The sequence below is a fragment of the Bacillus sp. S14(2024) genome, from assembly GCF_050473785.1.
Lineage (GTDB): Bacteria > Bacillota > Bacilli > Bacillales > Bacillaceae_G > Bacillus_A > Bacillus_A yunxiaonensis.
Genome location: NZ_JBFLUP010000006.1, coordinates 2,580,667 through 2,592,400, shown reverse-complemented (window position 1 = coordinate 2,592,400; position 11,734 = coordinate 2,580,667). Strand labels below are relative to the sequence as shown.

At 32.8% G+C, this 11,734-nt stretch carries 12 protein-coding genes; 9 read left to right on the top strand and 3 right to left on the bottom strand.

Translation table 11 applies throughout. The features are described from left to right. The first annotated feature begins 74 nt into the window (after positions 1-74). Positions 75-893, top strand: a complete 819-nt coding sequence (locus AB1279_RS13455; protein WP_429749966.1) for a DUF6414 family protein — start codon at positions 75-77, stop codon at positions 891-893. A 211-nt stretch (positions 894-1,104) separates the two neighbouring features. Here the strand turns inward: AB1279_RS13455 and AB1279_RS13450 are convergent, their stop codons facing one another. Then, positions 1,105-1,431, bottom strand: a complete 327-nt coding sequence (locus AB1279_RS13450; RefSeq protein WP_429749964.1) for a luciferase family protein — start codon at positions 1,429-1,431, stop codon at positions 1,105-1,107. Between the two features lie 224 nt (positions 1,432-1,655). Between AB1279_RS13450 and AB1279_RS13445 the strand changes: the two genes are divergently transcribed. Continuing rightward, entirely contained in the window at positions 1,656-2,015 is a 360-nt protein-coding gene (locus AB1279_RS13445; RefSeq protein WP_429759302.1) for a hypothetical protein, read from the top strand. Positions 2,016-2,209: 194 nt separating this feature from the next. Here the strand turns inward: AB1279_RS13445 and AB1279_RS13440 are convergent, their stop codons facing one another. Together AB1279_RS13440 and AB1279_RS13435 are read right to left on the bottom strand one after the other, a co-directional pair. Beyond that, on the bottom strand, positions 2,210-2,686 hold the full coding sequence (locus tag AB1279_RS13440; RefSeq protein WP_429759301.1) for an excalibur calcium-binding domain-containing protein: 477 nt from the start codon (positions 2,684-2,686) through the stop codon (positions 2,210-2,212). Positions 2,687-2,941: 255 nt separating this feature from the next. Then, complete coding sequence (locus tag AB1279_RS13435) at positions 2,942-3,118, bottom strand: hypothetical protein (RefSeq protein WP_429759300.1); 177 nt, start codon at positions 3,116-3,118, stop codon at positions 2,942-2,944. 210 nt (positions 3,119-3,328) lie between these two features. Between AB1279_RS13435 and AB1279_RS13430 the strand changes: the two genes are divergently transcribed. From AB1279_RS13430 to AB1279_RS13400, 7 genes are all read left to right on the top strand, one after another. Continuing rightward, complete coding sequence (locus tag AB1279_RS13430) at positions 3,329-3,916, top strand: O-methyltransferase (protein ID WP_429749958.1); 588 nt, start codon at positions 3,329-3,331, stop codon at positions 3,914-3,916. A gap of 206 nt (positions 3,917-4,122) precedes the next feature. Beyond that, positions 4,123-5,229 carry a toxic anion resistance protein gene (locus tag AB1279_RS13425; protein WP_429759298.1) on the top strand — a complete coding sequence of 369 codons (1,107 nt, stop codon included), beginning with the start codon at positions 4,123-4,125 and terminating at the stop codon, positions 5,227-5,229. Between the two features lie 23 nt (positions 5,230-5,252). Next, on the top strand, positions 5,253-6,083 hold the full coding sequence (locus AB1279_RS13420; RefSeq protein ID WP_429759297.1) for a DUF3974 domain-containing protein: 831 nt from the start codon (positions 5,253-5,255) through the stop codon (positions 6,081-6,083). A 315-nt stretch (positions 6,084-6,398) separates the two neighbouring features. After that, positions 6,399-7,112 carry a class I SAM-dependent methyltransferase gene (locus AB1279_RS13415; protein WP_429759296.1) on the top strand — a complete coding sequence of 238 codons (714 nt, stop codon included), beginning with the start codon at positions 6,399-6,401 and terminating at the stop codon, positions 7,110-7,112. A gap of 5 nt (positions 7,113-7,117) precedes the next feature. Continuing rightward, a complete protein-coding gene (locus tag AB1279_RS13410; protein WP_429759294.1) occupies positions 7,118-7,630 on the top strand; it encodes a 2'-5' RNA ligase family protein in 513 nt (170 codons plus the stop codon). A 581-nt stretch (positions 7,631-8,211) separates the two neighbouring features. After that, complete coding sequence (locus AB1279_RS13405; RefSeq protein ID WP_429759292.1) at positions 8,212-10,107, top strand: endonuclease MutS2; 1,896 nt, start codon at positions 8,212-8,214, stop codon at positions 10,105-10,107. Positions 10,108-10,305: 198 nt separating this feature from the next. After that, entirely contained in the window at positions 10,306-11,628 is a 1,323-nt protein-coding gene (locus tag AB1279_RS13400; RefSeq protein WP_429759290.1) for a DEAD/DEAH box helicase, read from the top strand. Positions 11,629-11,734: the final 106 nt, after the last annotated feature.

The following is an 11,734-nucleotide window of genomic DNA, read 5'->3' as shown; positions in this document are numbered from 1 at the left end:
ATAATTTTATATCTATGCGTACGAAAAAAATACTATAATAATCTAATAAATAAATATTTTGGGAGGAACTATTTTTGAAAGAGTTGATATATTTAGATAAGGACTTTATATATTCTTTTATTACACAAATAAATAATGAATCAACAGGTACTAAAAGTACAGAGGTTCAAGAACAAAGAATGGAGGCAAAAGAAAATACGCTAGGGCAGCAATATAGTGCTCTGAATCAATTTGAACATTACCTTCTTAAAAAGTCTTCTTTAGTTAATTTTAATGAAAAGAAGGACAGCGAGGAAGTGACTCTAGGTTCTTATATTAAATTCACATCAAGCTTTCAACCAATAAATTTTGATGTTGTTCAAAAAATGATAAATGATAAATTTATTAAGTTTCTTTTTAATAAACTAGAAGAAGCAAAAAATGTAGAAGTACAAAATATCCTTGAACAAACATTAACACTAGAGCAAAGGGCTGTTTTTTTGAATGAACTAGAAAAAACTTACGACAATATGGTGGGTGTTCAAAAGAATAAAATTCATTCAATTAAAGATATGTTGGTATACATTAAAGAGGCTATACCATTTAGCTCGTTTATAAAGATGAATAATTGTTTAATACCAGTTAAGGACAGTTATTTAAGAGAAAGCATAGGAGAACTGGCTTTTAAATACGGATCAGGAGACACATCAGTCGAAATTACCCTTATTGGAAAAATAACAAAAAAAATTAATAAGAAAGAAATGAATGCCCTTGACTATTCGAATTTGGTAGATAAGCAGCCAAACGAAATTTTAAATGAATTTTTAGGATTTCCTACAAATTTGCTAGGGGGATTTGGATTGGTAACAGCAAATAATTATATCATTTCACCGGTTGCTATGTATTTCGAATAAGGCTGCATCGTTGATTTTTTCTCCCGCACTAACAGGGTAGTAAGAGCGCGATTGGTTTAACTAACCCTCAGTGGAAGATGAAGAAAAAATCACTGAGGGAAGTTTCACTTTATCTAATACTTTTGCTTCTGTAATGTTAAGTCTTTTTTGGTATGTTTTACGATTTTTAGTAACTGGAAATGAAAAATACTTTTTAGGCCTATAAACAAAATTACATTTGGTTGTTATCTAATTTTTTTACGATTCTGTCGTACTGTAAACGGAAGAGGTGAATGAGTAAAGGAAGGTCATCTTCGCTTTTCATGTAATAACTAACCCATCCAGAATTGGGCAAAATATGATGAGGCTGAGCTAATCCTTGTTTTAAAATCTCATCTCTTATTGATTTTGGAAATGGCAAATCAGCTAATGTGTCTCCGTGAACATGACCTAATTCTTTATTTTTATAATTAAATTCAACCCCACCGTATCGATGCGGCTTCTCAGTTACACCGTTCCAACTAAGAAGCTCTTTTTTAATCATTTCGCTAAGTGACATAATAGTTCACTCCTTATAAATCGTAGATTTTAATAGTATCATATGTTTTTTCTTTGCTGTTTATATCGTTCAAAAGTACGAATGTATATACGAAAATGGTTTCATATACGAAGTTTAGAGTATCGATTTAAATTTAGATTCTGATAGTATCTTTGAACATTCTCGGAATGGACATGGTATAATTTGGGTGGTGGATACAGCATGAAAAAGCTAGGAGGGAGAACATGGGAAGAGAAGTACACTTTGATGATGAAGGTGTAGTTTTGAAGTTGAATGGAGTAACTGGTTTTTTTGCGTTTAAACTATCCTTAAAAATGCCATTTTATACTATTAAAAGTGTATATGTTGATTATTTTGATGCTCCGCAATGGATGCTTCGGATGCCTGGAACATCTGTTTCTTCTCTTAATATCTTTGAAGGAAGTTTTAAATATGCTGATGTATGGTACTTTCTTTCCTATGAAAATAAAGTACCTCTCGTAATGATTGAATTAGAGGGTCACGAAAAATATAAGTATGTTGTTTTTGAAATTGATGATCCTACTAAAGTAGCATCGGATATTAGGAAACGCATGAGGGATTAATATGAGTGTTGGATAAAGGAAAAGAGAAAATAAATTCATTTCCAGAAGTATTTAATAAATAATTAAACCAATATTAGAAACATTGTACTATCTGGCAAGCATTGACCTATTTGCTACTTTAATAAGCAGATTATAACAGTTACAAAAATTGATGAAAATGCCGACTCCGTAAAGAAGCCGGCATTTTTAGTTAATTATTTATCACAAGCAATTCCATCACCGTCTCGATCAAGTTTAGGTGAGTACGCTGGGTCGCCCTTTTTAATATTTGAGAAACCAGCTGCTTTGGCTTCTTTACAACTTTTAAAGTTGTAGTTAGTTTGAGTGTTTTGTTCTGATTGAGCTTGTGTTTGTTGTGAAGCTTGTTCTTCTTGCTTTTTAGCCTCTTCTTGTTTTTTGATTTCTTCTTGTCGTTTTGCTTCTTCTTTCTTACGTTGTTCTTCCTCTAGTTTCTTTTGTTCTGCTTCCTGTTGCTTTTTCAATTCATCTTGTTTACGTGTTTCTTCTTTAGTAGTTGTTGTTTCTTTTACTTTTTCTTTGCTATCATCCTTGGAACCATTGGAGCAAGAACCTATTAAAATTATTAATAGAATAATAATACCAAGGCATCCAAAACAGCCGCAGCCGAAACGCTTTTTCTTTTCTTGTTTATTTCTTTCTTTTGTTGCCATAATTAGCCTCCTATGTATGGAAATTACGATATATAGTATAACAGATTTCGGATGTTAATTTTACATAAAATTATATTTGGTGAGTCATTAAGTAAGATTTTTGTGTATTTACGTTTTAGAATGATAAAACCCAGCTCCTTTTTTGGGCTGGGTAATTTTTGTATACCAAGTAATTGTTTCTTTTTTTTGCTCAACTAGTGCTTTTAGTTGCTCAAAATTTATAATCTTATGCAGGTTTAACTATATGAAAAAAGGTTATTCCTTATGCAATGCTTTATGAATTGCCATCTGTGCTTTAGAAGTATTAGCAAAATTCAACCATTTTTCTTCAAGCTGAATATTATGAAAATCAATAATTATTTCAACAATATCTAAATGTGAAAGAGTTATCATAATTGACGTTTCAATGCCATTCATTTTTGCTGAAGACATATATATTGCCATTCCTATGTTTACCGCAAATGCAAAATCGATAATCGTTGCTCCTTCACAAATTCACCTTCATTTGTCTATTTTTTACTTAATGAAATAATAGTTCGCCTTTGTACAGGAAAAAGCCTTTCTAATGGTATATAATTGTAAATAGATCTACATATCATTTTCAGTATCATCCATATGCAGCGTATATAAGGGGGATTATGCATGAGAATAGAAGTAGAAAAGTTACTGCAAAACCTTGAAGCATTCGGATTAGAACATGATTGCACAAAAGAAACGAGAGAAGAAAGATTGCGCAACGTGTCCAAAGAAATGGGGCAATTTTTATCTATTTTGGTGAAAATGTGCGAAGCAAAACACATATTAGAAATTGGAACATCGAATGGATTTTCTACGTTATGGCTTGCCAATGCTGCAGAGGAAACAAAGGGAACTGTTACAACAGTTGAACTCTCATCGAAACGAGTTGCACAAGCAATTGAAAACTTCCAGAAAGCAAACCTCACAAACTATATTCATATCCATAACCAAGAAGCTGGTGCATTTTTATCAGAACAGCTAGACAAGTCATATGATTTTATTTTTTTAGATGCAGAACGAACGCAATATATGTGGTGGTGGGAAGATCTAAAACGTATTTTAATCCCTAAAGGAATCATCGTCATTGACAATGCAACTTCGCATGCGGAAGAATTACAGAATTTTTTTGATTTAGTTGAAGAGGAGGGAAACTTTGAAACAGTGTTACTACCTTTTAAGATGGGTGCTTATGTAATGAGGAAAAATAGTTGAAAAGAGCATACAAGGAGAATTATTAGCTTGTAAACTTAAGAATCCGACTTAAGAATGGATGTTTCTCAGTCTTAAGTCTGAGGACAATCAAAAATACTGTAGGTATACTTATAATATAAAATGGGGAATGAATGCAATATAGACCGTTTAAAGATATGGTACCCTAACCATAATTATAAGTGTATGCATATAAAGGAGCGATTTTGTTGACGGAATTGCAAAAGAAGGAAACCTTATCAGTAGAAGACAATATAGAAGTAGTCGTTGATACAGTCATTAAAGAGGATGAATTAGTTGAACTAAATAAAGAAGCAGATTTGTATGTACAAAAGTTGAATAGTGAGCATAATGCAGACCTTTCAAAAGTATTGGCACAACTTGCTGATTTAGGAGATAAAGAACAACGTGATGCAGGACAAACATTAACGGCATTAAAACGTCCAGTAACAGCGATGATGAATGGGAAAAATGAAGATATTCCTAAAACATTGCTTGATTTACGTAAAGTTGTTTCAGAATTAGATCCGAATTCATTAAATGCAACTGGTATGAAACGAATTATGTACAAAGTATTTAAGAAAAATCCGATGGAAACGTATGTTCATAAATATCAATCCATTGATAAACAAATCGAAGAGATTATTAAGTCACTATTAGTTGGACGTGATAATTTACGAGAAGACAGCGTCGGCTTAGAAATGTTAAAAGAACAATCCGAGCAAAAGATTCATGCGCTTGATAAACAAGTATATTTAGGTAAGAAGCTTGCGGACATGTTGGAAGTAGAGAAACAAAATCCAGAGCGGCAAAAAGATGTACCGTTAATTAACGATGCGTTAGAAAAAATTCTTGTACGTACACGTAACATGCAACAAGCAAAGAGTGTCTTACTGCAATCCATTGCCTCTGTTGATATTATTAAAAAAAATAATGAGAAATTAACAGAAGCAATTCGAAATGCAATCACAATGACACAAAATGTTGTAACCGTATCTGCGGCTATTCAACTGGCATTAACGAACCAAAGGAAAACAATTGACGCAGTAAATGCGACAAACGAAGCAATTGAATCTATGATATTAAGTAACTCACAAGCGTTAAAACAAAATACAGAAGAAACAACTAAGTTGTTAGAAAATCCAGCAATCGGCATGGAGAAACTTCGTGAATCATTCCAAAACGTCTTTGCAGCGATTGAAGCGTCTGAAAAATCAACAGAGCGAATTATCGAATCCAGTAAAATGTTTGTAAAAGAACTAGACTCGTTCAACGATGAAATGAAAAAGAAGCTCATTCAACGTCCAACTAAATAAGCTGCAATAGAGGAGGTGAAATCGTGGATTTCTTTCAATTTGTTTTGATACTGATAGGTATTGTTCTTTTGTTAGGACTTACCGCAGTAATTTTACTTGCTTACTTTGGACGAAAGCTTTATATATCATGGACAAAACCGTATAAACGAGCGACAGAATCAATGGAGCGCTTATCACACAGCACAGTACCATTTTTACAAGAATTTACACAACATCCGTTGTTTTACCGCTGGATCCGTACGGAAGGAAGCAGTAGTCAAAAAGCATTTACAGTTCTTTTTTGCACAGCTAATCAGCGCACAAAGGAACAGGTTTTTTCAATGTTGCCAAAGGAAAAACAGAAAAAACTACATTACAATGTAAAAACAACAAAGCAAGTTACAAGTGAAGATATGGAAATGACAACGATGAAGGTAAAAGAATTCTTGAAACAGGAATCTCAGCAACCATCAAAGCCGAAAGATTTCTCGTTTTACAAACTATACTTTTATGATCGTTATCCAGATGCATTAAAAGGTATAGAAATGTACAAACGTTCAGTAAATCCGTCGTTGCAAAAAAGTATTAATGATGTGACAATTTCTGTTTTACATGCGATTCCGTATTATCAAGAAAATCGTATGTTTGAACAGCAACATAAACTTGAGACTTTTTTAATGAAAGACTTGGTAGATATGTTGTCACTCATTGCACAAATTCCAATAGCGCAGCGTTCTGAGAAAGAAGAAGAACTTGCTGTCTATCTAAAAGGATTTCAAAAAGAAATGGAAGCGGTAGAACATAATATTCGTAACGCTGTCGATTATGACTTACAAGTGAAGATGCGTGCAGCGAAAGAGAAATTTAAAAATTAAAGAAGCGAGCATTGATATATCAATGCTCGCTTCTTTAATTTGGGATTAAAAATGAAAAATTTCATATACCGTAATAATAACTGTAATTACAGGAATAGATATAAAGAAATATCTTGTTATGGTATGCAGAGAAAGCTCGGCTCCACTGATGGAAGTTTCATTTTATATTTCTAAACAATTTGTTAATGTTTATTCTCACAGTTGTGTAACTTTTTGTTCGTAATATTAAAACTATTTAAAAAGTAGAAAAGAATTACAGTTAATATTTGGTATAATTATATTGTAACTATAATTTATAAGAGGAGAAATTCACTAATGAAAAATGAAACTTTACATAGTATGGATGATGTACTTATCATGTTAGACTCCCTATTAAGGTCTCCGGAACCATTTTGGAATCATTTCTATTCTGATCGGGATAAAGAAGTACCTTTCTTTGCTAATGTGCCGGATGAAAATTTAGTTTCTTATTTTGATAGAAATATTATTCAGAAAGGAAACGTGTTAGAGCTGGGTTGTGGTCCAGGGCGTAATGCTTTGTATTTAGCAAAAATAGGCTGTGAAGTAGAAGCAGTTGATTTATCAGAAGAAGGGATTAAATGGGGAGAAGAAAGAGCGGCTGAACAAGGCGTGCCAGTTCATTTTATCTGTAAGTCTATCTTTGATTTGCAGGCCGAGAACCAATATGATTTCGTATATGATTCTGGCTGTTTACATCATATCCCGCCTCACCGAAGAATACATTATATTGAGTTAGTCAAGCAAGCCTTAAAGCAAAACGGGTATTTCGGTTTAACATGCTTTGCTGCGGGAGAACTAGATGAAAAAAATGGTTCGGAAATATCAGATTGGGATGTATATCGAGGCTGGAGCTTGCAGGGAGGAATTGCGTATTCAGAAGAAAAACTGCGTGATATTTTTCGAGATTTTGAAGTAATTGAACTGCGCAAAATGAAAGAAATTAAGCAACCAAATGAAGTGTTTGGTGAATCATTTCTTTGGACGGCTCTTTTTCGAAAGAAAGTGTAATTACGATGGAGAGAACCATTTTACTTTTCTTGAGTAATAATAATTTAGAAGAAATTGAAGCGATAAGAAGAAAACATGATCCTTTATTTGGCTTGATTTCACCTCATATTACGCTAGTATTTCCTTTTGTGAGTGAAGTGCCAAGCGAGTATCTAAAAAAACATATAGAAATAATTATAAGTAGCATGAGTTCTTTTCAAATAATGTTAAATCCAGTTGTGACAAATTCAGAGGAGTATTTATTTCTACTTATAGAGGAAGGAAAAGAAAGTATAATTGAATTGCATAATAAGTTATATACAGATTTTCTTCAAGTGTTTCTCCGTAAAGAAATTCCCTACATTCCTCATGTTACAGTAGGAAGGAAAGGTGATAAAGAACAGGCTTTCCGTATTATAAAAAATCTTCATCCACTTCGAGATACTATGCGATTCACTATTGATAAAATTACAGTAGAAAGAATAGGTGAAAACGAGGAATCTATTATAGAGTTTGAAGTACAACTTACAACAAAATAAGAAAAACGTTTTTCGAAATGAGAATCTTCATCGAAGTAAATTTGCCCTACAGGGAATTTTATGTACCTTTACTTGATTTTGTACATATAGTATAATAATTCCATAATTTAGATTTCAATAAGAATAAAAAAATAAATTAGACGAGGTGCTTTTTGTGAGTGGAGTAGTATCTAAATAGGCAAAAAATTTAATTAAGTAAATCCAATGATGAAGGGTATTTTTTAGAAATATATACCCCTTATTTGTTTATGGATTTATTTAAGTTACCTATGAAGATACCTACAACAATTTATAAAGCATGTAGCAGTATTTATTATTCAACACATAAGCCTTTATTTTAAAAAGGTTTGTTTAATAATAGATATTTGTTTCTACACTTGTCTTGTAAATGTCTGTAAAGCTGCGGTATCTCCGCAGCTTTTTTTATTTTTATCTTACGACTTTTGGATAGGAAGAGTTCTTCAATATGGATGGGAAGCGATCCTCTCTGAGAGAAGTTTTATTTATAGACTTATTGAAATCTTATTATTAGGTATCTTCATACATGATTCAGTTATTAAATCATAGTGAGGAGAACAGAAATGAATATCATGACATTTGAAAAATTGCAGTATAACGAATTAAAGGAAATTGTAAAATCATATTGTGTAAGTGGATTAGGAAAACAATTATTAGATAAATTGCAGCCAAGTTCAAATATGAAAGTAGTGAAGAATCGATTAAATGAAACGACTGAAGCAAAAGCAATATTAAATACAGAAAGTCATGTTCCATTAGTAGGAATTTCCAATATAGAGAACATAATTGGTAAGCTTGAAAAAGGAATGATTTTGGAACCAACAGAATTAGTTAGTGTAGCAGATTTTTTAAGAGGATGTAGAAAAACTAAGGGATTCATGTTAAGTAAAGCATTTTTTGCGCCTGTTTTAAGTTCTTACGCATACTCTATGTCAGAGTTTACAAATATTGAGGAAGAGATTCATTTTTCTATTAAAGGGAATCGAGTTGATTCTGCTGCAAGTAAAGAATTAAAGCGAATTCGAAATCATATCGAAACAACCGAAGGAAAGATTGGAGATCGATTAAATAAATTTTTAAAAAGCAGTGCAAATAAAGAGTATATTCAAGAATTTTTTATTAGTAAAAAAGATGATCGATATACTGTTCCTATTAAAGCTTCTTATAAAAATCAAGTTGCAGGAACAATTGTAGAGGTTTCTTCTAAAGGTTCTACAGTATTTATGGAACCTGCTGTTATTTCAAAATTAAGCGGTGAGTTAGCGAGTTTAAAAGCGGAAGAGGCGATAGAGGAGTATCAAATATTAGCGACTTTATCAGGAATGATTTTTGAGAATGTTAGTGATATAAAAATTAATATTGAGCTTATAAGTCAATATGATATGATTTTCGCGAAAGCTAAATTTAGTAAGAGTATTGACGGTATAGCACCGAAATTAAATAGTCATGGATATATAAAACTAGTTGAATGTAAACATCCTCTTTTACAAGGTAAGATTGTTCCATTAAACTTTGAGATTGGAAAAGAATATCGTAGTTTAGTCATTACAGGACCAAATGCTGGAGGAAAAACAATTGTCTTGAAAACAATTGGATTATTATCGTTAGCAACAATGTCAGGGTTTCATATTCATGGTGATGAAGAGACTGAAATTGCCCTTTTTGATTCTATTTTTGTAGATATAGGTGATAATCAAAGTATTGAAAATGCTTTAAGTACTTTTTCTTCACATATGAAAAATATTTCAGAAATTATGAGAATATCTAACAATAATACGTTGTTATTATTTGATGAAATTGGCAGTGGTACAGAACCGAATGAAGGTGCTGCACTTGCAATTGCCATTTTAGAAGAGTTTTATCATATGGGGTGTATAACAGTTGCTACGACTCATTATGGTGAAATTAAACGATTCTCAGAAATTCACAGTGATTTCATGAATGCGGCTATGGAATTTAATCATGAAACATTAGAGCCGATGTATAAGTTGATGATTGGGGAATCTGGAGATAGTAACGCACTTTGGATTTCTAGAAAGATGAATTTACGGGAACATGTTTTGGAGCGAGCACAGTGTTATATGGAAAATAAAGATTATAGCTTAGAGCTAGTAAAAGAAAATAAAATAAAGAAGCCTGAAATGAATGTCGTGAAAACGAAAGAAACTTATGAGTATGAGATTGGAGACAAAGTAAAGTTATTAGATCACAATGATTTTGGTATTGTATATAAGAAAAAAGATAGTTTCAATAATATTGTAGTACTATACAAAGAAGAGTTTATTGAAGTGAATTATAAACGCGTTATTCTGGAATTGAAAGCAGCAGAGTTGTATCCAGAAGGCTATGATTTAAATACGTTGTTTGTAAGTTATAAAGAGAGAAAGCTACAACATGATATAGATCGAGGTTCTAAAAAAGCATTAAGAAAAATACAAAAAGAAATGAGAAAAAAGTAAACGGAAATATAATTCAATTACCAGCAATCCCTCACTTAAACGTTAACACGTTTTGAAGAGAGGGATTGTTTTACATACTAAAAATAGAGTAAATGTAATCTTATTTTGAATAAATACAATAACATCACGTTTTTGTTTTTCATATTTAGCTAAATAAATGGTACAATCAATATTTGATATGAAAAATAGTGAAAAGAAGTGATCGATTTGAAAAGTTTTTTAGAATTAGGAATTAGCACTACGTTAAATGATACATTAAGAGAAAATGGAATTGCGGAATCGACGCCAATTCAAGAAAAAGCAATCCCAGTAGTTCTAGCAGGAGAAGATATTATTGGACAAGCGAAAACAGGAACTGGAAAAACATTAGCATTTATTTTGCCGATACTAGAAAAAATAAATCCACAGTCTAGTCATGTACAGGCGTTAATTGTAGCGCCAACGCGAGAATTAGCGCTGCAAATCACAAACGAAATTGAAAAAATGACTGTGCATGTAAAGGATATTCATGTGCTTGCTGTTTATGGCGGGCAAGATGTTTCACAGCAAATGAAGAAGTTACAAGGTAATACACATATTGTTGTGGCGACACCTGGCCGATTATTAGACCATTTACGCCGCGGGACAATGGAATTATCACATGTATCTATGCTTGTTTTAGATGAAGCAGATCAAATGTTGCATTTTGGTTTTTTACCAGAGGTAGAAGAAATTATTGAACAAACACCTGTAGAGAGACAAACGATGTTGTTTTCTGCAACGATGGCCAAGCAAATTCAATCGCTTGCAAAGCGTTATATGAGAAAACCTGAAATTATAAAAATTCAAAGTGCAGAGGTTACAGTAAATAATATTAAACAGCGCGTCGTTGAAACGACGGACCGAGCAAAACAAGATACACTGCGTCAACTTATGGAACGAGACCAACCGTTTTTAGCAGTTATTTTCTGCCGTACGAAACGCAGAGTTACAAAATTGTATGAAGCACTGAAAGGATACGGCTATAACTGTGATGAACTTCACGGTGATTTATCACAAGCAAAACGCGAGCGTGTTATGAAGCGTTTTCGTGATGCTGAAAGCCAATATTTAATCGCAACAGACGTAGCAGCAAGAGGACTTGATGTAGAAGGTGTTACACATGTATTTAATTACGACATCCCAGAAGATGTAGAAAGTTACATTCACCGCATCGGACGAACGGGGCGTGCTGGCGGAAGTGGCCTTGCGATTACATTAGTTGCGCCAAAAGATAAAATGTATTTACAGCAAATTGAAAAAGGAATTAACGCATCTTTGCAACGACAAGCAGTAGAACTACCTAACAAACAAGAGCCTGAGAAAAAGGAACAAAGATCGCAAAAGCCAAAAGAACAGAAACAGTTTAAAGAGAAGAAGCAATCTGGTCAATTTGGGCGTCGTGATAGAAAAGAAGGACCGAAAACAGAGAAACCTCGTTTTGGTCAACCAAGCAAGAAGAAGCGCAGCGCAAAGCCGGGACAGAAAAATCGCGGAAGATAAGTTGAAAATATAGCAATTATCTAACATGAGTATTCTTTAAATAGAGGACTCATGTTTTTTTTATGTGCGTAAAAAAATGACAGATATACTAACAAGTGTGGGGATT

Bases quoted from the DNA above. Each gene is read 5' to 3' on its own strand.
- AB1279_RS13450 (WP_429749964.1), bottom strand. From the start codon at position 1,431: ATGTCACTTAGCGAAATGATTAAAAAAGAGCTTCTTAGTTGGAACGGT.
- AB1279_RS13445 (WP_429759302.1), top strand. From the start codon at position 1,656: ATGGGAAGAGAAGTACACTTTGATGATGAAGGTGTAGTTTTGAAGTTG.
- AB1279_RS13440 (WP_429759301.1), bottom strand. From the start codon at position 2,686: ATGGCAACAAAAGAAAGAAATAAACAAGAAAAGAAAAAGCGTTTCGGC.
- AB1279_RS13435 (WP_429759300.1), bottom strand. From the start codon at position 3,118: ATGTCTTCAGCAAAAATGAATGGCATTGAAACGTCAATTATGATAACT.
- AB1279_RS13430 (WP_429749958.1), top strand. From the start codon at position 3,329: ATGAGAATAGAAGTAGAAAAGTTACTGCAAAACCTTGAAGCATTCGGA.
- AB1279_RS13415 (WP_429759296.1), top strand. From the start codon at position 6,399: ATGAAAAATGAAACTTTACATAGTATGGATGATGTACTTATCATGTTA.
- AB1279_RS13410 (WP_429759294.1), top strand. From the start codon at position 7,118: ATGGAGAGAACCATTTTACTTTTCTTGAGTAATAATAATTTAGAAGAA.
- AB1279_RS13405 (WP_429759292.1), top strand. From the start codon at position 8,212: ATGAATATCATGACATTTGAAAAATTGCAGTATAACGAATTAAAGGAA.